The following is a 24512-nucleotide window of genomic DNA, read 5'->3' as shown; positions in this document are numbered from 1 at the left end:
CTAAAATCTCGCAACTTTTTTCTATAAGTCTGAATTGCTGGCTTCTTAAGCTATCAGTAGACTCTAGTGAAAAAAGAAGATGAGAATTGCAAAAACTGAGGTGCTAATTTCTACACTATCTGGGCAAATGCCTGCTGTGTTAATCACACCAACTCAACCCGGACGTAAACCCGCTATTTTGCTGCTGATGGAGGCATTTGGAGTCACCCCACACATTCAAGATGTCGCTGTCCGAATTGCCAATCAAGGGTATGAGGTATTAGTACCAGATTTATATTACCGTGAGTTGCCCAATAACAAATTTAGTTATGAACAAGTAGAGCAGGCGATGGTTATGATGGGGCGGTTAGATTTTGGCCAGTCAATGGAAAATGACATTCTAGCTGCATTAATGTATTTGAAGTCTCTCCCAAATGTTGATGCAAATCGAATTGGAGTCACTGGATTTTGTTTGGGAGGTGGATTGACTTTTTTTACCGCTTGCAAGTTATCACACCAAATTACAGTGGCGGCTCCTTTTTACGGTATGGTTTTAGATGAATGGATTGAAGCAGTGCAAGATATTACTATACCTGTGTATTTATTTTTTGGTGGTAGAGATTTTTTTATTTCAAGTGATCGCATCCAGCAAATCAACACTCGATTTCAAGAATTGGGCAAAGAGTACATCTTAAAGGTTTATCCCTACGCAGGGCATGGTTTCTTCTGTGACGAACGCTCAGACTATCATCAACCCGCAGCCGAAGATGCTTGGTGTGAATTAATGAAATTCTTTGCGAAATATCTACACCCAGATAGCTGATATCTTAAATATCAACTGAGCAGTATTAAATATAAAATCATCTTCCTTGAGAGAGATTGTGATGCAGAAAAATTAGGCTTGAATAGAAATAACCGTATATGTATACGGCTGATATATATACGGGCAGAGCCTTATCTTATGAAGCGGAATAGCGCAGGTAAATTTGTGAGTAATTGTGATGGTGAAACTAAACAGCGATTTAGTGTGACGCTAACCGCCACTGCATGGCAATTATTAGATGAACATGCAAAAAAGCAAGGAACTTCGCGCTCGGAAGTGATTGAACAGTTTGCTCGTAGTTTTATTCAGCCGGAACAACCAACTCTACACATCACAAATGAAAACCATCCCGGCAGATTTGAGGCTTTAGTAAAGACTCACTGTCAACAAGCCGAAAAAACACTCTATCAAAGTGAAGAGCGACTGAGAATTGCTCAACAAGCTGCTAATGCTGGTGTGTGGGACTGGGAAATTACAACTAATCAAGTTACTTGGTCGGCAGAATATTATCAACTTTATGGTCTTGATCCTACCTTGACACCAGCTTCTTATGAAAACTGGATTTTATCGATCATTGAACCAGACCGCGATCGCACTGATCAAGCAGCCCGTCAAGCCCTAGAAAACCGCACTGACCTAAATGTAGAATTTCGCATTTTTCATCCCAACAAAGGAGAACGATGGCTAACCGCCATTGGCAAAACTTTTTACGATGACAATCATCAGCCTATTCGGATGACGGGAATTGCTTTGGATATTACAGAACGCAAATTCTCGGAAGCAGCCTTGTTGGACAGTGAAGAACGCTATCGATATTTGGCTGAATCTATCCCCCAATTAGTTTGGACAGCCGATGCAACCGGAGTACTGATTGATGTCAATCAACGTTGGTGTAATTTTACTGGGTTTACACTGGCACAAGCAAACACCGAAGGCTGGCAAGCAGTGGTTCATCCTGATGATGCACCTAGACTAACTCAAAATTGGGTAATGGCTCAACAAAATGGCAGTTACTATCAAGCAGAAGGCAGAATGCGTCGGGCCGATGGGACATATCGATGGCATTTACATCAAGCAATACCGTTAAAGAATGACCAAGGTCAGGTAATTAAATGGTTTGGAACAGCTACAGATATTGAAGACCAAAAACAACTAGAACAACAACGTATTCTGCTGCTGCAACAAGAACAAGCCGCGAGAGAACAAGCAGAAACCGCCAACCGCATTAAAGATGAATTTTTGGCTGTCCTATCTCATGAATTACGTACACCCCTCAATCCGATTCTTGGTTGGTCACGGTTACTACAATCCCAACAGTTAGACTCAGCAAAAACCACCGAAGCCCTTAAAACAATTGAACGTAATGCCAAACTCCAAGCCCAATTAATTGAAGATTTATTAGATATCTCTCAAATTTTACAAGGCAAACTTAGTCTGAGTGTAGCTTCTGTAGATTTGATCACAGTAATTAAAGGTGCAATCGAAACAGTTAAACTAGCAGCCCAAGCAAAGTCAATTACTATACGGACAATTCTGGCATCAAATGTGGGACAAGTAGCTGGAGATTTTAACCGTTTACAACAAATTGTGTGGAATCTGCTATCTAATGCCCTCAAGTTTACCCCGTCAGGCGGTCAGGTAGAAATTCGTCTAGAACGCTTAGAATCATTTGCTCAAATTACGGTCAATGATAATGGCAAAGGTATTTCTCCCGAATTTTTACCTTATGTCTTTGATTACTTTCGTCAAGCTGATAGTGCGACAACCAGAAAGTTTGGCGGTTTAGGTTTAGGACTAGCAATTGTGCATTATTTAGTTGAGTTACATGGTGGCACAGTTCAGGCTCAGAGTTTCGGAGAAGGACTGGGCGCAACTTTTACGCTGAAACTACCACTCATCCCTACTTACCAGCAATTACATCAACCCAGTCAGCAACCAGAGTCAGCCTCAAGCTTAAATGACATCAAGCTTTTAGTCGTCGATGATGATGCTGATAACTGTGAATTTGTGGCTTTTGTTCTGGAACAGGAAGGTGCAGAAGTTGCAATGGCGAATTCTGCCACAGAAGCCTTGCAAACCTTGAAGTATTTCCAACCAGATATCTTGTTAAGTGATATTGGAATGCCCCAAGTCGATGGTTATATGTTAATCAAGCAAGTGCGAAGTTTACCGCCAGACCAGGGGGGAAATATTAAAGCGATCGCTCTTTCTGCTTATGCTGGAGAACTCAACGCTCAACAAGCCATTCAAGCTGGCTTCCATCGCCATATCTCTAAACCTGTCGAACCAGAACAGTTAATCAGCACAATTCTTGAATTACAAGCATTTTAAGTGATATTTGTCAATATACTGGACGCGTCAAGCGATATTACTATATAGTAATATTATGAATAAATATGTTACTGAGGTTTAGGCATAATGTTATTCCGCCAACTATTTGACGTAGAGACTAGTACATATACTTATTTAATTGCTGATTTAGGCACAAAAACGGCGATTTTGGTTGATCCGGTGTTAGAACAAGTGGAGCGCGATCGCCAATTGCTGCAAGAATTAGGACTAACTCTCAAATATTGTTTAGAAACCCACATCCACGCCGATCATATTACTGGCACAGCGAAACTGCGGGAAATAACAGGTTGTTTGGGAATTGTGCCAGAGAATGCCCAAGCCGGATGTGCAGACAGATTTATGAAAGATGGCGAAGTTATAGAATTAGGCAGCGTCAAAGTAGAAGCCATCGCTACCCTCGGTCATACAGATAGCCATAATGCCTATTTAGTGAACGGTACTCACCTACTCACCGGAGACTCGCTGTTTATTCGTGGTTGTGGAAGAACAGACTTTCAGAGTGGCAACGCCGGAATGATGTACGATGCTGTCACTCAAAAATTATTCACATTACCCGACGAAACACTAGTCTATCCTGGTCATGATTATCGCGGCCATACAGTTTCCACCATTGGCGAAGAAAAACAATGTAACCCTCGGTTTGCAGGAGGTAACCGCGAAGAATTTATCCAATTAATGGCAAACCTGAATTTACCCAACCCGAAAAAAATCATGGAAGCCGTACCCGCCAATCAACGCTGCGGTAATGTTGCTGCGTAATCGTAATTAAGGGAAATAGAGGTAGAGGTTAGGGACTAGAGGCTAGAGAAGATTTATAGAATCTCTGCATCCTTTTCTTTGCGCCTCTGCTTGAGACAAAAAATTTTCAGATTTCACCATATCTCTGCGTTTAAAAATATTCCTCAAAGGTAAACAGTAATGACCACTTCTCATACACGCAAATTACAAACCATTGACGCTCAAACTCTCCAACAGTTACTCAAGCAACAAACTGTCACCTTAATAGATGTGCGTGAACCATCTGAATATGCTGGCGAACATATTCCAGATGCAACACTAATTTCTCTGTCCAAATTTGATCCGCGTAAAGTGCCACAAACCCAAGACACCAAAGTAGTTCTCTACTGTCGTTCTGGGAATCGTTCAACAATGGCGGCGCAAAAACTATTTGATGCTGGATTTACACAAGTCACCCATCTTAACGGCGGGATGACAGCTTGGAAAGCCGCAGGTTATCCCACCAAAATTAACCAAAATGCCCCAATTAGCTTGATGCGGCAAGTGCAAATTGTTGCAGGTTCGTTGGTGGTGACAGGCACATTGCTGGGTGCTTTTGTTTCTCCTGGGTTCTTGATTCTCAGTGGCTTTGTCGGAGCCGGATTGATGTTTGCGGGAATTACAGATACATGTGCGTTAGGAATGCTACTAGCAAAACTGCCTTATAATCAACGGAGCAGTGTATGACCTGGATAATTGGACATTTCCTAGCTGCTTGTATTGGGTTGAGTTTAGGTTTGATTGGTGGCGGTGGTTCGGTGTTGGCGTTGCCAGTTTTGGTTTATGTTATGGGTATCCCAACAAAATCTGCGATCGCTATGACTTTGGCGATCATCGGGACTGTGAGTTTGTTGGGTATCATTCCTCACTGGCGAGCCAAAAACATTCAGTTGAAAACAGCATTAATTTTTGGTTCCGCCACTATGCTGGGAGCATTTATCGGAGCAAAAGTAGCCTTGCTACCCTTTGTCACCGAAACTTTCCAAATGCTGCTGTTTGCCATCATGATGTTATTTGCAGCAGTATTCATGATTCGTCGTAGTTCTCAAAAAACCGCCCCAGATGATCAGTTAGCTTTGTATCCTCCACCAGTCTGTAAGTATTGCTGGTTGTGGTTAATGACTGAAGGATTAGGTGTCGGGATACTCACTGGCTTGATTGGTGTTGGTGGTGGATTTGCAATTGTTCCGGCTTTAGTGCTTTTGGGAAAAGTACCGATGAAAAAAGCAATTGGTACATCACTCTTGATTATTGTGTTTAATTCAATTGCTGGCTTTTTGAGCTATTGGGGACATATTTCTTTTAATTGGCAGTTGATGTTATCCTTCATTGTGGCTGCTAGTGCCGGGACAATTGTTGGCGCATATTTAGCAGAATTTGTTCCTGCTCATAGACTGCAAAAAAGCTTTGGCTATTTTTTACTAGCAGTTGCAGCTTTAGTACTGTTCCAAAATCGCCATTCTTTTCAATCCAGCAAAGTATCAGAATACACGCCGAACCTTCGCGATCAACTTTATATTTCTGCGAACAAGAATCATAATACCAATACTATATAGTAATATAGTAGATAGATATATTTAGACATGAGTATGTTAGAAAATTCACCTGCTGCCCTTGGGCCAATTGCAGATTATTTTAAAGTACTTTCCGAAACTAGCAGGCTCCAAGTTTTGTGCAGTTTAAAATCAGGTAGCAAAAATGTCTCAGAAATTATTGAAGCTACCGGACTGGGACAAGCCAATGTGTCTAAACATTTAAAAATTTTGGCACAAGCAGGTATTGTTCACCGCCAACCTCAAGGAGTCAGTATTTACTATGAGATTGTTGACCCTTTAATTTTTGAAATCTGCGAACTGGTGTGCGATCGCCTCTCAATTCGTTTAGAACAACAAACGGCGCAGTTAAAACAACTAGAAGCCTTACGTAGCCGTTGATAGCAAGCACTTTTCCATAACATTGATAAAGCGCAGTTTGGTTGCTAAACTGCGTTTATTTTTTACTTGACTATATTACTAACAAGTTATATAGTAAATAATTAACAAGCGAGCCTTGTTAATTTTGCACCATTTCATTTACATCCATAGAACAATGACAACGCTTATAAATCAGCGCGGTAGCGCCAACTTATGGGAAAAATTTGCTAACTGGATTACCAGTACTGAAAATCGAATGTATGTTGGTTGGTTTGGAGTCATTTTGATTCCTACAGCCTTAACTGCTGCGATCGTTTTTATCCTTGCATTTATCGCCGCACCACCAGTTGATGTCGATGGTATCCGAGAACCTGTATCTGGTTCACTGTTGTATGGCAATAACATTATTACTGCTACTGTAGTTCCCACTTCAGCCGCTATTGGCTTGCACTTATACCCCATTTGGGAAGCGGCTTCTCTAGATGAATGGCTGTATAACGGCGGCCCTTATCAGATGATTGTGCTGCACTTCTTACTAGCTATCTATGCTTATATGGGTAGGCAGTGGGAATTGAGTTACCGCTTAGGAATGCGCCCTTGGATTCCTGTAGCTTTTTCGGCTCCCGTAGCAGCTGCAACCGCCGTATTGTTGATTTATCCCATTGGACAAGGTAGTTTTTCTGATGGGATGATGCTGGGAATTTCTGGAACATTCAACTTTATGATTGTGTTTTCACCAGAACACAACATTCTGATGCACCCATTTCACATGATTGGCGTTGCAGGCGTATTTGGTGGCGCGTTATTCTCTGCAATGCACGGTTCTTTAGTAACTTCCACATTGGTGCGGGAAACATCTGAAGCCGAATCAGCCAACATTGGTTATAAATTTGGTCAAGAAGGCGAAACCTACAATATCGTAGCTGCACACGGTTACTTTGGGCGGTTAATCTTCCAATACGCCAGCTTTAATAATTCCCGTTCCTTACACTTCTTTTTAGCTGCTTGGCCAGTAATTGGCATTTGGTTTGCGGCTTTAGGTATCAGCACAATGTCATTTAACTTGAATGGTTTTAACTTTAATAACTCGATTTTGGATCACCAAGGACGCACAATTAACACTTGGGCAGACCTCCTGAATAGAGCCAACCTGGGTATTGAAGTTATGCACGAGCGCAATGCTCACAATTTCCCTCTAGACTTAGCATCTGGTGAGCCTCAACCAATTGCACTTGCCGCACCTGTAATTGCTAGTTAGTTATCAGTTTTGCTTGGTGAGTCATATTATCTTTGCACCCTTAGAAAGAGGGTGTTTTTTTGTTAGTTTTTTTCTAAAAAAGAACACAGCGTTAAAAAAAGTTTAATTCCTCGTGCTAGAAGCGCCGCAAATAAAGGAATGAAGGCAAGACCAATTAATTCACCTTTAATTAGCCAAGATAGTCGCTGTAATTTTGGTAATTCAATATGAGGTGGTTTGTTATCGCGCAGGTTTTTAATCCAAGATAAAAACGAAAAGGTGGGGTAAAGAGACAACAAACTCACTAAAATAAAGATGCCAACCTTGATATAAAACACGGAACTGTTGAGATAATAATCAGCTCCTTTACCAAAATAAATAACTCTCAATATTCCTGTAATAACGATTGTAATGGCAGATAAACCATAAATGGCATCTGCCATAACTACTGTCCAAGCTTCTGCTAGATTAATATCTTTTTTCAACATTTGGTTTTCAATTACCAATGCTCCAAATGCAAGCATAAAGCTGAGATAATGTAAATATGCTGTAATTGCACTTTCCCACATTGTTTTTCCTTGAAAAATATATATGTACAAATATGGCAAATAATTCTCATAGAATGGCTATAAGAAGCTGCACTCTATAAATTCTGTAGAGACTTTTATATAAAGTCTCTACAACAACAATAAATTGCATCTTCATTCAGAAATGTATCAAATGCCATCTATAGCAGTCCTAAATCATTTGTGAACAACAAGATCCCCGACTTCTCAAAGAAGTCGGGGATCTGAGCCACTAAGCTGATAAAACTTAAGTGTGATTCAAAGCGTGAATATTTATATTTTGCACCTGTGCTAGATGTTCAAAATGGAGTATTAAACATGGTTCACGTCGTCGTAATCGGTGCAGGGATTGGTGGTTTACCAACAGCTTATGAACTAAGGCATTTATTACCAAAATGCGATCGCATTACGTTGATTTCCGACAACCCCAAATTTACCTTTATTCCCTCCCTACCTTGGGTAGCCTTAGATTTAACCCCCTTAGAAAATGTGCAACTAGATATAGAAAATTTGCTTAGGGGGCGGGGAATTGCATGGCTAGAAGGAAAAGTTACAAATCTTGACCCCCATAACCAAACCCTGAATATTGCGGGAAAAACCATCGATTATGACTACGCCGTGATTGCTACAGGCGCATCCTTAGCACTGGATAGTGTACCAGGATTAGGCCCAGAAAAAGGTTATACCCAATCTGTATGTAATCCCCATCACGCCTTATTAGCACGACAGGAATGGCGAAAATTTATTGAGAATCCGGGGTCTTTGGTAGTTGGTGCAGTACCAGGAGCAAGCTGTTTTGGCCCTTTATATGAGTTTGCTTTACTAGCAGATTATGTTTTGCGGCGAAAAGGTTTGCGTCACAAAGTACCAATTACTGTAGTTACACCAGAACCCTATGCGGGTCATTTGGGCATTGGAGGAATGACAAATTCTGCTGAGTATGTGACTCAAATACTACAGCAACAAAATATTGAATGTCTGGAAAATGAGGCTATTGTCGAGATTAGTCCACAAAGGATTACCTTAGCAGATGGTCGGATTTTACCTTTTCAATACTCAATGCTCATTCCACCTTTCCACGGCGCAACATTTTTACAATCAACACCAGGATTAACTGACAACAAAGGATTTATACCCACTTTACCAACCTACCAACATCCAAAATTTCCTTCAATTTATAGTTTGGGTGTGGTGGTGCAGTTAACTCCACCAGAAAAGACACCCATACCAATTGGTGTACCTAAAACTGGACAAATGACCGAAGCAATGGGAATGGCTGTGGCGCATAACATTGCGAGAGAATTGGGAGTAATTCAAGCCTCTCCAGTTACAGCAACCCTAGAAGCAATTTGTATGGCAGATTTTGGCGATCGCGGCATAGTTTTTGTATCTGCACCAGTATTACCAGATTCTGTAACTGGAAAACGCCGGATTGCTGTAGCGAAACGGGGTCATTGGGTAAGTTGGCTGAAATTGGCGTTTGAGAAATTTTTCTTAACTAAAATGCGTTTGGGGATGTCTGTACCTTGGTTTGAGCGTTGGGGTTTGCGAATTTTAGGTTTATCTTTAGTAGAACCGCTTGTAGATTCGCACAGGTTGAGTTTAGAAGATATTGCCCATAAGCCAAACACATTATCTGTCAATGATAGGTTTCTCTAGATACAATGCACTTAGCTTTCTTATTGAGGAACTTCTCATAGATGTGTCCAGTAAGTGTTCGGACTAGTAACTCTACGCGCAACCTAGAAACTGGTGTAGCAAAACTGTGGCTGTTGTTAGTGGGAGTCAATCAATATCAAGATGAGCGCATACCTTGTTTACGTTACTCCGCGCAAGATTGCCAAGGTTTAAGCACAGCTTTAAGTGCAGCAACGGCAGGATTTCCACAAAAAGAATTGCGAGTTTATTGTGATTATAGTGAGCATTTACCTTTATTAGAAAATGTCCGCAATAGTTTAAAAGAAATTGCAGCGGCGGCTCAAGCTATAGATACAGTGTTAGTTTATTTTTCTGGTCATGGAATGTTAGAACCATCTCAGAAAAAAGTGGTTTTGTGTTTGCAAGATACTCAACAAGATAATTTAATTGATACTGGCTTGCAATTACAAGAATTATTGCAAATATTAGAAAATAGTGCCGCCCAACAACAGTTAGTTTGGTTGGATGCTTGTCATAGTGGTGATTTGACCTTTGTGGGCGCAAGGGGCGAAAAAAATCCTTTACTGGATTCTACACAAGAATTAGTAGAAATTCTCCGCCAACGAGCTGCCAAAAGAAAGGGATTTTATGCTTTATTGTCTTGCGATCGCGGTCAACAATCTTGGGAATTTCCTCAATTAGGTCACGGGGTTTTTACTTACTATTTAATTCGCGGATTGCGCGGAGAAGCTGCCGATTCTCAAGGAATTATTGAAGCCGATGGATTATACCGCTATGTTTATCATCAAACACTGGCATATATAGATAAAGCTAATCAACAATTACGAGTCATTAATCAACTCAAAAAAGGTAGAGGCGAAAATCAAATTCATTCCGAATATACCTTACAAACACCAAAGCGAATTGTTGAAGGTGTAGGTGAGGTAATTTTAGGACTAAAACCAAATCACAAAGGTGCCACACGTCATCCCCGTCAAGGTTTAATTATTGATGGATTTTCTCAGATTAAAAATGCTTCTGCTTTCATCAAGATACTCAATAATTCTGGTAATTTTGAAGTTAATTATTGGAACGGGCGTGGCAATAGTATAAATTCAGATGTCCGCAAAGCCATCCAAAAATGCTTACTTTCAGAATCTTTTTCGGAATCACCCAAAGAATATCAAATCCAAGAAACTGCCACGATATTTTTATATTTACGCGGACAAATTCAAGAAACATCCACAGGTGAAGCCGTATTGGTATTAGCTGATGATATCGTGATTCATCGTGCTTGGTTACGCAAACAGTTACGCCTGTGTAAGTCACAACAAATTATTATTTTAGATTGTCCTTTTCCCAATAGTAATATTCGTGATTGGGTAGAAGAATTACAACTAGGCACAGATGCGGGACAATGTTTAATAGCTAGTACAGCACCAGATAATTCAAGTGAAATTTTTGCTAATACTTTATTAGACATCTTCAATCAAGATAAGCAATCTTCTGGACTCACAGCCGCTAGTTTAATTACCCAATTACAAATCAATTTGGCATCTAGTGAAGTTAAATTATACTTTTGGTTATCTGGTTCCCAAGGAATTATTGAAGTTTTTCCAGAGAAGCATTCATTTGTAACTGAATGTTCTACTCAACCAACAGAAGATGATGATTTAAGTTCATCTGTAGGGATAGATTACTCGCAATTACGAGATTTATTACAAGCTGGTAGATGGTTAGAAGCGGATGCCGAAACTACAAATATAATATTAAAAATCGCCCAAAGAGAAGAACAACGCCACCTTGATTTGCAGAGTTTAGAAAATTTACCTTGTGTTGATTTACTGACTATCGATCGCCTGTGGGTAAAATACAGTCACGGAAACTTCGGTTTCAGTGTCCAGCAACGCATTTACCAAAGCATTGCTAGTTCTGCATCAGACCCAGTGTTATCTTTAATGCTGGGTAGTGCCAAAGTTGCAGCGTCGGAAACTTGCATTGATTTTGCTAACCGAGTTGGCTGGCGGTTAAAAGATGCTTGGCTGAGTTATGACAACCTCACTTGGGCTGAAGATGCACCGATGGGACATTTACCGTTTTTTGGCTTTTTTGAGTCGGTTTGGCGCGTCAAAGTCTTAGGTGTTTGGGAATGGCATAGTGCGATCGCTACAGCTAATTGGTGGCAATTATGCGTTAACCTGTTCTTACGCCTAGAAGTTTGTCAAACAACGAAAAGATAAACCTCGTTTCTAACTATGTAATTAGAAAAATATTTTTGCCTCCTGCCTCCTGTTATAAATAATCATCCCTAAGATAGTTTTTAAAGTCTGATTTTTCCTTAAATATTTACTGAGGAATATATTTAACATTAATCAAAATCTAAAATTCAAAAGTTAAACAATCTTAGGTGTAAATTTATGAAGTTATTAGCACAAGAATTACCACAACCAAGAGCAATTCAAGAAACTCCGCCACCAGGGACAAACCAAGACCCACTGATAGCTAGGAATTTACAGAAAAGTCAATATGTGGGCATTCTGGGACTAGCGATCGCTCTCGTTGCGGCTGTGGGATTTTTTAGCCGTAGAGTGGAATACGCTATTATGTTTGCCATTGCTTTGAGTGCAGTATTGATTGCTTTCTTTTTATTTATTTGATTGGTCAATAGTACAGCGTCAAAATTTATACTCTTCGATGTATCTCGATAAAATCAATCTGTAAAAATTATAATTTCTATGGATAGCCCAGTTTATCAAACTATTATTATCGGTGGTGGTTTTACAGGATTATTTACTGCCTTAAATTTAGCACACGAACATTATCCGCGTTCTGTAATTTTAATCGATAGCAATGAGCGATTTTGCTTTAAGCCATTGCTGTATGAATATTTTGACGGCGAGATGGATTCTATTCAAGTAGTACCGCGTTTTTCGGAATTACTTAAAGGCAGCGGTGTAATTTTTGTTCAAGATACAGTACAGGCAATAGATTTGCATCAACGAGAAGTCAAATTAGTTTCGGGTAACTCTTACAATTACAGTAACTTAGTATTAGCTTTGGGGAGTGTAACTGGCTATCATCAAGTTGCAGGTGCTAAAGAAAACGCCTTTCCATTTTGGACACAAACAGATGCGATCGCACTTGATAAACATCTACGTGATTGTTTACAAACAGCAATTCAAACAAAAGATGTAGAACAACGCCGCAAACTATTAACAGTAGTTGTAGTTGGTGGTGGTGCATCTGGTGTGGAAATGGCCGCAACTTTAGCTGACTTTCTCCCACATTGGTATCAAGCTTTAGGTGGTAATTCTCAAGAAATTCGGGTGATTCTGCTCAATCATGGTCACAAAATCTTGGATGGAGATATTAACGATCCCTTGCGTCCATTTGCCGAAAAAGAATTACAAAAACGTAGCACAGCTATAGAAATTATTACACAGGCAGAAGCTACTGCTGTTCACCCACATACACTTGAATATAAAACTAATAATGAAATTAAAACATTAGAAACACATACTACAGTTTGGACTGCTGGTACTTCTCTTCATCCCTTAATTCAAGATTTACCCATCCCCAAAGAACATCGTGATGTTCATCACCGTCCCTTAGTTACTCCCACAATGCAATTGCTCGATTTTCCAGAAGTTTTTGCAGGTGGTGATTGTGCAGCAGTTGTTGATAGTTCACTACCACCTACAGCACAAGTCGCTTATCAACAAGGTGCAAATATTGCTCATAATTTGAAAGCACTCGCTTTAGGAGAAGACCCCAAACCAGCTAGAGTGAATATCCGAGGCACTCTATTAAAGTTAGGAATTAATGACGCTGCTGCAAATTTATTCAATGTTTTTGAAGTTACAGGTGAACCCGCACATTTAATCCGTCAAGGTACTTATTTAACACTATTACCAACCCCAATTCATGACTTTAAAGCGACGACAGAATGGCTAGATGAAGAAATATTTCATCACCATTTAGACACTCATGATATCGGTAAAAAAGTTGTACAGGCTGTGGAATTAGTTGGTGCTGGGGTAGTTAGTGTTTTAGCAGCGCGAAAATTACTGCGAATGTTGGGAGATGAAAGTAAAAAAGACAAAAATATTTAAGGGTATAGGTGAGTCACAACTCTTGCACCCATACATTTAGCCTGTGTTCGGCTTTGCTGTTGCCCATAGGCTACGCAGGCTTTGTTTGTATAGCCCCAGACTTCCAGTCTGAGGGCATAATCTTATTGAGAATATTTTTGAATAGATATTGATCATTTGTCCAAAAGGTACTAAAGTGATTGAGAAATTGAGAAATACTCTCAATTAGTTTGGCGAATTAACGCACAATCAAACTCTAATGTTCTCTTTTGTTAAAAAAAAACCACTGTTCCTGATTCAGTGGCAAAAAATATCACGCAAATTCTTACCTGTTCTACTCAGTCTTGTTTTTACTTTAGTAGTCAGTAGTCAAAGTATTAGTTCTGTCACCAAAACCACAGAAATTCTCTGGGATACTTACGGCGTACCGCATATTTATGGGAATAATCCTCAAAATGCTTTCCAAGCTTTTGGATGGGCGCAGATGCAAAGTCACGGAAATTTACTATTGCGTCTCTACGGACAAGCGCGAGGAAAAGCAGCCGAATACTGGGGACAAGATTATCTCGAATCAGATCAATGGGTTCTGACAATGGGTGTACCCAAACGTGCCGATGCTTGGTACACAGCCCAAAGTCCGGCTTTTCGTAATTATCTCCAGGCTTTTGCCAACGGCATTAATAACTATGCTAAAAAGTATCCCGATTTAATTGACAATGAAGTCAAAGTAGTGCTGCCAATCACGCCACAAGATGTACTCGCCCATCTACAGCGAGTTATGTTGTTTACATTTGTCGTCGATCCCGGACAGGTAGCTAATATACATCGTACACAGCCTGCCCCAGGTTCTAATGGTTGGGCGATCGCACCGAAACGTTCAGCCAGTGGTAAAGCAATGCTATTAGCCAACCCCCACCTGCCTTGGGGCGATTTATTTTTATGGTACGAAGCCCAAATTACTGCCCCTGGAATTGATGCCTATGGGGCAACATTGGTCGGTATTCCTGTTTTAGCGATCGCCTTCAACGATAATTTAGGTTGGACTCATACCGTTAACACCCATGATGGTTGGGATGCTTACGAACTAAAATTACAACAAGATGGTTATCTTTTCGATAACAAAGTTCGCCCTTTTGAAACAACAAACTTTCCCTTAAAAATCAAGCAAAAAGATGACTCTTTCAAAGAGCAAATTTTCACAGTCAAAAGTTCTATTCACGGCCCTGTGGTCAGTGCCAAAGAAGGAAAAGCCCTCGCGTTGCGTGTCGTTGGTCAAAACAGTCCAGGCATTTTAGAACAGTGGTGGAATATGGCAAGTGCCAAAAATTTCACCCAATTTCAGAAAGCATTACAACGCTTGCAAATACCCATGTTTACTGTTATGTATGCCGACCGTGAAGGTCATATTATGCACCTATTCAACGGTCTGGTTCCTGTACGTCAACAGGGAGACTTTGCATACTGGCAAAACATCATTCCTGGTGATACCTCAAAAACTCTCTGGACAAAAACGCACCCATATCGAGATTTACCCAGAGTCATAGATCCGCCTAGTGGATGGTTGCAAAATGCCAATGACCCGCCTTGGACTACAACTTTTCCCGTCGCCATCAAAGCCGAAAATTATCCACCTTATATGGCACCACGATGGCCGATGGATTTCCGAGCCCAAAGTTCTGCCAAAATGTTAGCAGAGGATGACAGTATTTCCCTTGAGGAAATGATTACTTACAAACATTCGACGCGAATGGAACTAGCAGAAAGAATCCTCGATGATTTGATTCCTGCTGCCCAAAAACAAGAAAATCCACTAGCACGTCGCGCTGCGGAAGTACTATCAAAATGGGATCGTCAGGCGAACGCCAACAGCCGAGGTGCTGTACTATTTAACGCTTGGGTGGATAATCTCGATTTGAGTACATTATTTAGTACTCCTTGGAATGAAAAATCTCCCCTCACCACGCCAGATGGTTTGGCTAATTCAGAAAGTGCAATCAAAGCCTTAGTAGATGCAGCGACCAAAATAGAACAGAACTATGGAACTCTAGATATCCCTTGGGGTGAGGTTTTTAGATTGCGGTCTGGCAATTTAGACTTACCTGCTAATGGTGGCGATGGCGGAAAAGGCATCTTCCGCACAGTCTATTTTGCCCCAACAGATAATGGACGCTTTCAAGCTGTTAATGGTGATTCTTTTGTTGCAGCTGTGGAGTTTTCCCAGCCAGTGAAAGCAAAGACTCTCACTAGTTATGGTAATGCTACACAACCAAATTCACCTCATATTGGCGATCAACTACCATTATTTGCTCGTCAGGAATTACGCCCTGTTTGGCGCACTCGCAAAGAAATTACAGCCCACTTAGAAGCGCGTACAATCTTCTGATATTAAGACTTATCATCAAGACCGCAGGGTGCGGAGGGGAAAGATTCTGTCCCCTCCGCACCCTGCTACGTCTACACCGAAATGTTCGGTTGGTGAACTAGTAGGGGTGTAAGGGTTTTGGATACTTATACCCTTACACCCACTCTCCACAGACCATCTCCATACACATCAGTCCTATCCATCTTACATTTTTACAAAAATTTTTCTAGTTCTACTGACAAAATATCTCAATAAATCTGATAATATATGCTCAAAGCTTATTGATATCTACATTCAATAAGCTTGGCAATTGTATAGCTCACATCAAATAAAGAGTGGGTATCCCAGTTAAAAAGAGATTTTGGTTTGTAGTTTGAGTATCAGAATTTAGGACAGAACTTACGCACAAATCTAGTCAATCTTGTTGCGTAAGTTCTGATTTTGACAATTTATATACATACTTGATGATTGAATGTCATAAATCTTTGAGGTTGGAAAGTTTCTATGTATGATGATATTGATGTTGTCTGGATTAGTTCTAGTCCTGTATTACAGCGGTTCGATAAACCTTTATTACAATACATATCGCAATATGTAAATGTGGCTCAGTGGGAATATCATTCTGGCAAAGATGAAGGTAATTCTATAGATGAGGCTGTAGATTTATTAGATGAGTTTTTATCAGAATGTGCTTACCCAATAAATTTAGCAGGTCATGGTGCGGGTGGTGCGATCGCTCTGACTTATGCACGACGATACCCCGAAAAAGTGCGATCGCTTGTTCTTTTAGCCGTCGCCTCTCAACCTGCAAATACTTGGCATATCCACTATTATCTGCAACGGCAATTATTTCCTATCAGTCGTGAACAGATATTAGCAACTACTGTTCGTAATCTATTTGGTGAACAACCACATACTACTACAAAAAAATTAATAGCTGTATTAAAGCGAGATTTAGATCAAACACCTTTAAATCACTCTCTATTTAAGTTAACTGATTTACCTAAAGGTGGTGTTTCTATGCCAATGATGATCTGTGGAAGTCAGAATGATCCGATTGTTGATTCCCCTACATTAGAAAAATGGTTAAAAATGTTTAAACCAGAAGATGATTTTTGGGAGTATTCCCAAGGATATCATTTTTTTCATTACTTCTATCCCCAGCCAGTTGGTGAAGCTATATTGCGATTTTGGCAACCATATCATTCACCAATATTAGCTACAAATCAACTATTTTCTAGCACTTTGAAAAATTAACCACAAATACTGTTCAATTTGGTATCAGCACTTTCTTATCTGCCTTGTCTACCTTGTCTCGTTTATCCATATATCAAATAAGACAAGGTAACCAATTTTTAATCATTATGTTGAGCCATTATAACCCTTATTCAGCAGCAGCTTTTTCTTCATAGTCGGGTAGAATCTTTTCCAAATTGCGGAGCAATGACACACTAAATCCAGCTAACCCTACCAAAAACATACACACCGCGCAAATCACGTATAGCATCGCCAGTCCCCCCGCCGTACCAGCCCCGAATATTCCTCCGAAAATATCCGCTATGCTACTTTCCTGAGTAAAAGCAGGGATAAACACTTTATCTGCCAGGGGGCCAGCAACCAAAACGGCAACGGCTGAAGCTAATTGTAAAAGCAAAGAGCGTGCAGCAAAAACCCTTCCTTGCACATTAGGAGCTACTTTAGATAACCAGATTGCGTTATCGGCGCTACCACCGGCTGTAAAACTTAAAGAACATAGAAATTGTGGAGGAATCCATACCCACAAAGTTCGACCTAAACCAAAGACTATTTTTGTTAAACCAACACCCATCATTCCCAGTAAAATACCTCTAATTTTATCTTTGAAACCTCCCCACTTATTCACAATTAATGCTCCCAACACACCCCCAAATCCTGCGGCTGTAATTAAGTTACCCAACACGACAGTATCATCGCCTGTGCGTGCAAGAATCATTGGTATGTAAAGTGAACCTCCTAGGTCATGGGCAAAGAAAAATAATAGGTTAATGACTAATAGTAATAGGAGACTTTTGTGGGCAGTCAGGTAACGCACACCATACCCTAAATTTTGCCAAAAATCTTCTGGTTTTTCTGCTGTTTGGCTAGGTTGGAGAATAGGTATAAACAAAATACTGGAAATGGCGACAATAAAAGTGGAAATATCAATTAGCCAAATACCAAATAAACCAATTACTTTATAAAAATATCCCGCTAAAGCAGGCGCAATAATAATTGCACTGTGATGAGATAAAAACTCAAGACTGCTGGCGCGAGTATAGTGTTGTTTAGGTATCATTAATGATACTGATGCAGAGTAAGCCAGATATTGAAATTGGCTAAAAGTCCCTACAAAAGCTGCTGCTACATAAAGATGCCAAATTTGTAAGGAATTATTGATATATAAAAATAGCAGGGTAATGGTTGCGAGAACAGCAACAGTATCACCAAACATCATTAATAATTTCCGGTTATAACGGTCTACAATGACACCGCTAATAGGGGTAATAATAATGCTAGGAAGTAAACCAAAAAAGCCTACGAGGGCGAGAGTAGTTGCTTGTCCGGTGGTTTCCCATGCCCAAATTTCTAAAGCAATGCCGGTCATTTGGCTACCAATCCCAGAAACTAGTTGACCTAGCCAAATGATGAGAAAGTTCCGCAAACTGGTGTTAGTTGGTTGTTCTGACATTAAATTTGACATTCTAATTATGGAGTTGCGGGGAAATAGAAAATGAGTTTTTGAGTAAAAATTGAGGACTCATAAATAAGTGTTTAACATCGTGAATCAATCAAGATTATGCTAGATATAAATTTTGATATACCAGTCTGATATGTGAATAACTGAGACAAGGTGGACAAGGGAGAGAGATGTTGATCAGTTATTGCAGATTACTATAGTTTTATAGTGCTGTTTTTATAGATAGACTTTTTATCTTACTATGATTTAAAGTCGATTTATTGTTATTGGTAAACTTAAATCAGAGGCTTTGAAGTATGCGGTTATATTTGCGAGTAAGAGTGATGGGGATGAGTGGATAAAAAAGTGATCTCCAGGAAATACTTCTAGTTGGAAGGAATTTTTGGTAAGCGATCGCCAAGCTTCTAGTTCCTGAATACTCACTTCTTGGTCTTCTAATCCACCAAAGGCAGTAATTGGACATTCTAGCAGTGTTTCTTGGGGCTGTTGGGTAAAAAGATAAGTTTCGGAAAGTGTAAAATCTGCCCGTAATATAGGGGTTAGTAGCTGCATTAATTCGTCATTTTCTAAGACTGAAGCAGGTGTACCATTCAAATGACGCAGCTTTTGTTTAAATTCATGTTCTGGTAGGGCGTGGATTGGTGGTTTTGATAGTGGGATTTGGGGAGCGCGACTAGCAGAAACAAATAGGTGCGATGGTTGTTTGTCATACTCTTGACGAAGATGACAAGCTAGTGCTGCACTTATCAATGCACCCATACTATGACCGAAAAAAGCAAATGGTTTGTCTAAATATGGTAGTAAGATAGGTGCGATCGCCTTTACCAAAGTTTCCATTTGCGTAAATGCAGGTAATTTCATTTGCTTTCCTCTTCCCGGAAGTTCTATAGGGCAAACTTCGACATTTTGAGGTAAGCTTGCATACCATGTGCGAAAAATTAACGAGCTACCACCAGCATAAGGAAAGCAAAATAATCTTAATTGAGCTTGAGGATTAGGTTTAGGACAAGTAATGTAAGAGTTGAATATTTGTCTATTGGTCATAATCCTCATTCTCAATCGTAATTTTTGCAGGGTGGTTGATGGTTGTTTATTCACATCTTGTATTTAGCAGACATATAGCCCTTAGACTGAAGTCTGGGGCTATACAAACTAAACTCGCCTACGCGGTTTCATCAGCAACGCCTAATGAGATACAAGCAAGAATAATTAACCGCCGATGGACGCAGACTAACGCCGATGAAAACAGATAAATTTGCTTCTTTAGCAAACTAGGAAAGCCTATAAACCCTTTAATTAACAGCAGCAACTGGCATTTTATCTGTTATTACTTCATCAAAATCAGTACTTGTGGATACTTCTTTCCAAGCGTCCAACCCTTCTTTAATAAATTGCAATGCACCATCAATGGTTTCTACTGCATCGCTTCCCAAAGCTAATCTGAGTGGTGGGACATCGCTATCAACTGCTTTAATCATTGCTAGAGCAGCTTTTTTGGGATCACCAATTAATTTAGTTTTCTGCTCTTTGACATCTTTTATCCATTGGCTCATGTCTTTAATAATTGGTTGATATTCGGGGATTTTTGTTTCAACTAAGACATGAGATTTGTTGAAAAAGTCTGTGCTGAATGCGCCAGGTTCAACCATTGTGACTTTGATTCCCAAGTGGGCAACTTCATTCGCTAAACACCCAGAAATTCCTTCTAAAGCTAACTTGCTGCTGATATAAATTCCCCCGCCTGCACCAGCCATAAAACAAGCTGCTGATGAGATATTGAGAATATGTCCACTACGCTGCTGACGCATATAAGGTATGACGACTCGCAGCATATCTATAACACCAAAAAAATTGGTCTCAAATTGCCGTCTGATGGCTTCATCACTAACTTCTTCCAGGATGCCGGCAACTTCACACCCAGCGTTGTTGACGAGTATATCAATTCTGCCAAAGTGAGCGATCGCATTTTTGACAGATTCTCTGACTTGTTCGGGTTTTGTAACATCAAGTTGCAATGCTAATGTCTGTTCTGGAAAACTTGCGGCTAAATCTTCTAGCTTCTGTGGATTCCGTGCTGTTAGCACCACTATTTCACCATTTTCCAGTACTGTTTCTGCCAAGGCTCGACCAAAACCACTTGAACAACCAGTAATAAACCATACTCTTGTTTGTTTTACCATCGCTATTCTCCTTTTTTAAAAATTGTTGCTAGAAGTAGCTTGCATTTTTTGTCTGAGACTAAGAGGCCTCATATCAGTCCAAACTTCTTTGATGTAATCTAAACATTCTTGTTTCAGTCCACTTTTACCAACATCCTGCCAACCGAGGGGATTTTCCCGTTCTAATGGCCAAATAGAATATTGTTCTTCATGATTAACTACAACTTTGTAGATTGTTGTGTCTTCTTTTTCATTTTGATACATAATTTACCTCACATTATCCTTGCAGAACTTTATTATCAGTAACTCCGAAATACTCAGAATTATGAGATTGCCAAAGTTTTGAAATCTTTAGAAACAATTATTAGCTAAAGAGCCGAAAAATTAGATTTCTTTTGTAATTTGAGATTGTGATTCATTTACTCCAGCCTAACCAAGTGGCTAACGCGATACTGCTTGACTGGTTCTAATTCCATGACTGTTGCTGAGTTACATGCAGTCATCACCTCACCGCAAGTATCTATTCTGGCTTGATAGCTACCTTTTATTTGCGTGTGAGGATCTATAAAATCAATTTGAACTTCTGCCCAGTCAGGCTGACATTCTTCCGCAACTTTTTCCATTGCTAGTACTTTTCCTGCTTTTAAATAATTCAGCCAATTCCAACCAGACTGCATCCAAATTTCGCGCTCGGCAATTTGCTCAAGTTGCTTTAATCCTGCCCATCCTCGGTAATATTGACGCAAACCCAGAACTGAATCATTTTGTTCCACCAGTAAATCTAATACAGATGGCTCCAAATGTCCCCAGAAAGACCCTTGTGGTAAATCAATAAGTGTTGGCGCAAACTGATGACCACCAAAATGAGATGATTGCCATACTCTTAAATTACTGTTGGTAATTGAAGCATATTCTTTGCGTAGTTGCCGATATAAAGGATTACCAAATCTTCCACAAGCTAAGTCTACTTGAGCATGGGTACAAATCATTAACTCACGAATATGATTTGTTTGTTGTTGATATTTTTGAAAATCAGATAAATTATTGGGTTTTTGAAGTAACTGCTGAAATATTGCTGTCACTAAAGCGGCAGCTTGATTTTCAGGAACAATAAATTCCTGTTTTTCAAATTTAGAAAACAAATGTGCAGGACGATAGTAGTAAAGTATACGAGTTAAACCAGGTTCAGAATACTCGCGGTCAGGGGCGATTAATACTGGTTTCAACTGAATTTTATATTTAAAAACTAACTCCTGATATGCACTAATTAATGATTTGATAGTGGGATTTTGTTGATAAATTTCTTGCGGCCAAGGTTGGGGAGCTTCCATAATTATCCAATGGTCGCAAGTTATGGCTGTACCAATGGGATCTTCTTTATTGGCTTTAGAAACTACAGAACAAAAACGGCAATCTATTGTGTTGTTAATCATAGTTAAAGCTCTTAAAGTAGACTTGATCATGAAAATATTGATATGGTAGCAGTCTTTTGTATAGTGCAAAGAGTCTTAATGACCAAGGATATTTAGTGGGGAAATACTGTCTTTTAGGTTTTTTCGCTTCTAAAGCTTCTAAAATTACCTCGGTTACAATCTCCAGGGGTGAGCCGATTTCCCGATTATTCTTGATAACATTGTCTATATGAATTTTATGGTTTTTGCCATACAAAGCTTGATGCTCTGGTGAAATATTAGCCAAGGTTTTCTGATAATTTAGTGCTTGTTTATCCGCTTGTTCTGGGGTTATTAAGGCATCGGCTGGCAATATCGAAAGAACTTCAACACCGCTAGATTTTAACTCCATTCTTAAACAATCTGTAAGTGACTCCAAGGCGGCTTTTGTTGCTGATAAAATTCCAAAATATGGTACAGCAACTCTGCCACAAACACCACTAATATTGATGATTCTGCCCTTAGCTTTGCGTAGCATTGGTAAAAATGCTTGAGTCACGGCGATTTGACCAATCACATTGACTTCAAAGTTTAATCTAATATCTTCGATGGTTGTACACTCAATGGCTCCATTAGCAGCGACAACAGCATTATTAATTAAAGCAAATAATCCTTGTTCACCAACTGCTAATGAAACAAAGTCTAAAGCAGATTTAATTTGTTCTGGTTTGGTGATGTCCAGAATAATTGGTATTAAATCACCAGACGCAGCTTGTTTGAGTGACTCAGCATCTTTTTCGCTACGGACTCCAGCAAAAACTTGATATCCTTTTTTGTCTAGAAAAAGTGCAGTTGCTCGACCAAGACCTGTTGATGTTCCTGTGATGACAACTGCGCCTTTATTAGTTTGATTCATCTTTAATTACTCCAAGATAAGATAGGTTTTTGGCATCAAAAACACGGTATAAATAATAAGTATGATAAAACGAACCGCCAAGGACGCAAAGTGCGCGAAGAAGAAGAGATAAGATTTTAGGAGAGTTATTAGGTGATTTTTATTAAATGATTTACCAATATATTTCTCCCTTGTCTACCTTGTCCTCCTTGTCTCCATTTTCTTCATAATGTCTAAAACCTACCAGAAACAAGAGAAACCGACGATCGCTGATGTTGATTTTGAGCAGATACAACCATCTTTACGCCACTAGCAGGATAACAAAGAAGACCATCAAATTTTGGCTTTTCTGGTTGTTTACTCACTAGCTTTAATTGATAGTTGGCAAAAATTGTGGCTAATACTAATTTCATTTCAAATAAAGCAAATGTGCCGCCAATACAAACACGAGAACCACCACCAAAGGGTAAAAATTCGTAGGTAGAAAATTGTCTTTCTAGAAATCTTTCTGGTTTAAATTGTTTTGGTTGTGGGTATAAATCTTCGCGCTGATGTGTAGAATAAATGTTAGCAATTAATATAGTTTCTGGACTCAATTGATAGCCCATAATTTCTACCGGAGATTCTACAATGCGGGGAAATGCAAACAGTTGAGTCGGGTAAATGCGTAAAACTTCGTTACAAACAGCGTTGAGATAAGGTAAGGCTAAGATGCTGGTGATATCTGGGTTTTCGCCAAGGCTAGTGAGTTCTTCCAGCAGGCGATCGCACACTTCAGGTAAACGGTGAATCCAGTACAAAGCCCAAGCGATCGCTGTGGCTGAAGCACCTTGCGCCGCGCCGATAGGTGAAATTAATAAGTCTCGGATTTCTTCATCTGCGATCGGTTCACCCATCTCATCACTCGCTAATACCAAATCCGAGAGAATATCTGTGCGCGATAAATCGGCTTGTTGGCGACGCGATTTTACTTCATCCGACAACACTTGAAATAGTTCTTGTCGCAGATAAAGTAAATTTCCTTGGGGACTCCACCGCCCTAAATTCCATTCCCAAAAGGGAAGTTTTGTCAGCAGTTGTACCAATGGGGAAAGTTGATGTTTAAAAACAGAAGCAAATAAATGTTTTACTCGTTCATAACTTTCTCCGGTATACAATCCCATCACCACTTCTATACCTACCGCCAAAGTAATTTCTTCTAAGACTGAGTAAGCCAGAAAAGGTTTACCAATTGTTTGTTGATTCATGACTCTTGCTGTTAGTTCGCAGATGCGTTTCCCGCAGGCTTGCATCCGTTCACCATGAAAAGCCGACATTAACAGCTTGCGCCGATTTTTATGACGTGATCCATCTAGTTGTAAAACTCCTTGCGCTCCTGTTAAGAAGGCGAAGTTTTGGTTTAATTCTCCTCTGGCGACAACTTCCTTTGTGTGAGTAAAAATCTCCTTTATCCCTGAAGGATTACTCACATAAACTGTCGGCGTTGAACCAAACATTACAGTCACAATGTCACCATAACGTTGAGAAATAGCATCCATATAGCCAAAGAAATCAGCCTCGAATTGCAAAGCCAGCAACCAAGCAGGAGTTTTTGGCCCAGGGGGTAGTTTCAT

21 protein-coding genes are annotated in these 24512 nt (G+C 39.8%); 13 read left to right on the top strand and 8 right to left on the bottom strand.

Translation table 11 applies throughout. The features are described 5' to 3' along the window. Nucleotides 1-79: 79 nt before the first annotated feature. The 7 genes from ACX27_RS14655 to psbA all read left to right on the top strand — a co-directional run bounded on the left by ACX27_RS14655 (nucleotide 80) and on the right by psbA (nucleotide 7102). Nucleotides 80-802: a dienelactone hydrolase family protein gene (locus ACX27_RS14655; protein ID WP_062293749.1), complete on the top strand. Its 723-nt coding sequence runs from the start codon at nucleotides 80-82 to the stop codon at nucleotides 800-802. A gap of 138 nt (nucleotides 803-940) precedes the next feature. Then, a complete protein-coding gene (locus ACX27_RS14650; protein WP_062293747.1) occupies nucleotides 941-3133 on the top strand; it encodes a PAS domain-containing protein in 2193 nt (730 codons plus the stop codon). An 87-nt stretch (nucleotides 3134-3220) separates the two neighbouring features. Further along, a complete protein-coding gene (locus ACX27_RS14645; RefSeq protein WP_062293745.1) occupies nucleotides 3221-3913 on the top strand; it encodes an MBL fold metallo-hydrolase in 693 nt (230 codons plus the stop codon). A 159-nt stretch (nucleotides 3914-4072) separates the two neighbouring features. Continuing rightward, complete coding sequence (locus ACX27_RS14640) at nucleotides 4073-4618, top strand: rhodanese-like domain-containing protein (protein WP_062293743.1); 546 nt, start codon at nucleotides 4073-4075, stop codon at nucleotides 4616-4618. Then, entirely contained in the window at nucleotides 4615-5487 is an 873-nt protein-coding gene (locus ACX27_RS14635) for a sulfite exporter TauE/SafE family protein (protein WP_062293741.1), read from the top strand. Before ACX27_RS14640 ends, ACX27_RS14635 begins: the two co-directional genes overlap by 4 nt. Before the next feature lie 33 nt (nucleotides 5488-5520). Next, the gene (locus tag ACX27_RS14630) at nucleotides 5521-5865 is read left to right on the top strand and encodes an ArsR/SmtB family transcription factor (protein WP_062293739.1); all 345 of its coding nucleotides are present in this window, start codon (nucleotides 5521-5523) and stop codon (nucleotides 5863-5865) included. Nucleotides 5866-6019: 154 nt separating this feature from the next. Beyond that, nucleotides 6020-7102 carry a photosystem II q(b) protein gene (psbA, locus tag ACX27_RS14625; protein ID WP_062293737.1) on the top strand — a complete coding sequence of 361 codons (1083 nt, stop codon included), beginning with the start codon at nucleotides 6020-6022 and terminating at the stop codon, nucleotides 7100-7102. Nucleotides 7103-7164: 62 nt separating this feature from the next. Here the strand turns inward: psbA and ACX27_RS14620 are convergent, their stop codons facing one another. Next, on the bottom strand, nucleotides 7165-7650 hold the full coding sequence (locus ACX27_RS14620) for a DUF2214 family protein (RefSeq protein WP_062293734.1): 486 nt from the start codon (nucleotides 7648-7650) through the stop codon (nucleotides 7165-7167). A gap of 315 nt (nucleotides 7651-7965) precedes the next feature. Here ACX27_RS14620 and ACX27_RS14615 point away from each other — a divergent pair, with 315 nt between their 5' ends. From ACX27_RS14615 to ACX27_RS14590, 6 genes are all read left to right on the top strand, one after another. Next, nucleotides 7966-9306: an NAD(P)/FAD-dependent oxidoreductase gene (locus tag ACX27_RS14615; RefSeq protein WP_062298346.1), complete on the top strand. Its 1341-nt coding sequence runs from the start codon at nucleotides 7966-7968 to the stop codon at nucleotides 9304-9306. 41 nt (nucleotides 9307-9347) lie between these two features. After that, entirely contained in the window at nucleotides 9348-11525 is a 2178-nt protein-coding gene (locus tag ACX27_RS14610) for a GUN4 domain-containing protein (RefSeq protein WP_062293731.1), read from the top strand. 177 nt (nucleotides 11526-11702) lie between these two features. Beyond that, nucleotides 11703-11942 carry a hypothetical protein gene (locus tag ACX27_RS14605; RefSeq protein WP_062293728.1) on the top strand — a complete coding sequence of 80 codons (240 nt, stop codon included), beginning with the start codon at nucleotides 11703-11705 and terminating at the stop codon, nucleotides 11940-11942. Nucleotides 11943-12020: 78 nt separating this feature from the next. Further along, nucleotides 12021-13397 (top strand): NAD(P)/FAD-dependent oxidoreductase, encoded by a 1377-nt coding sequence (locus ACX27_RS14600; RefSeq protein WP_062293725.1) that lies wholly within the window; start codon nucleotides 12021-12023, stop codon nucleotides 13395-13397. Nucleotides 13398-13635: 238 nt separating this feature from the next. Continuing rightward, nucleotides 13636-15759, top strand: coding sequence for an acylase (locus ACX27_RS14595; RefSeq protein WP_062293722.1), 2124 nt, complete (start codon nucleotides 13636-13638; stop codon nucleotides 15757-15759). 483 nt (nucleotides 15760-16242) lie between these two features. Then, a complete protein-coding gene (locus ACX27_RS14590) occupies nucleotides 16243-16995 on the top strand; it encodes an alpha/beta fold hydrolase (protein ID WP_062293718.1) in 753 nt (250 codons plus the stop codon). 127 nt (nucleotides 16996-17122) lie between these two features. Here ACX27_RS14590 and ACX27_RS14585 read toward each other — a convergent pair whose 3' ends face one another. From ACX27_RS14585 to ACX27_RS14555, 7 genes are all read right to left on the bottom strand, one after another. Next, nucleotides 17123-18445: an MFS transporter gene (locus ACX27_RS14585; RefSeq protein WP_062293715.1), complete on the bottom strand. Its 1323-nt coding sequence runs from the start codon at nucleotides 18443-18445 to the stop codon at nucleotides 17123-17125. 255 nt (nucleotides 18446-18700) lie between these two features. After that, nucleotides 18701-19498: a thioesterase II family protein gene (locus ACX27_RS14580; RefSeq protein ID WP_062293713.1), complete on the bottom strand. Its 798-nt coding sequence runs from the start codon at nucleotides 19496-19498 to the stop codon at nucleotides 18701-18703. Nucleotides 19499-19746: 248 nt separating this feature from the next. Continuing rightward, on the bottom strand, nucleotides 19747-20634 hold the full coding sequence (locus ACX27_RS14575) for an oxidoreductase (RefSeq protein ID WP_062293710.1): 888 nt from the start codon (nucleotides 20632-20634) through the stop codon (nucleotides 19747-19749). A gap of 15 nt (nucleotides 20635-20649) precedes the next feature. Continuing rightward, entirely contained in the window at nucleotides 20650-20877 is a 228-nt protein-coding gene (locus ACX27_RS14570) for an MbtH family protein (RefSeq protein WP_062293708.1), read from the bottom strand. Nucleotides 20878-21032: 155 nt separating this feature from the next. Then, nucleotides 21033-22046 carry a sucrase ferredoxin gene (locus ACX27_RS14565; RefSeq protein WP_062293704.1) on the bottom strand — a complete coding sequence of 338 codons (1014 nt, stop codon included), beginning with the start codon at nucleotides 22044-22046 and terminating at the stop codon, nucleotides 21033-21035. Then, a complete protein-coding gene (locus ACX27_RS14560; protein WP_062293702.1) occupies nucleotides 22039-22920 on the bottom strand; it encodes an SDR family NAD(P)-dependent oxidoreductase in 882 nt (293 codons plus the stop codon). Before ACX27_RS14560 ends, ACX27_RS14565 begins: the two co-directional genes overlap by 8 nt. A gap of 212 nt (nucleotides 22921-23132) precedes the next feature. After that, complete coding sequence (locus ACX27_RS14555; RefSeq protein ID WP_062293699.1) at nucleotides 23133-24512, bottom strand: cytochrome P450; 1380 nt, start codon at nucleotides 24510-24512, stop codon at nucleotides 23133-23135.

The sequence above is a fragment of the Nostoc piscinale CENA21 genome, from assembly GCF_001298445.1.
GTDB classification, from domain to species: Bacteria; Cyanobacteriota; Cyanobacteriia; order Cyanobacteriales; family Nostocaceae; genus Nostoc_B; species Nostoc_B piscinale_A.
Note: the sequence above shows the minus strand (reverse complement) of the source record. Positions and strands in the feature narration are given on the sequence as shown.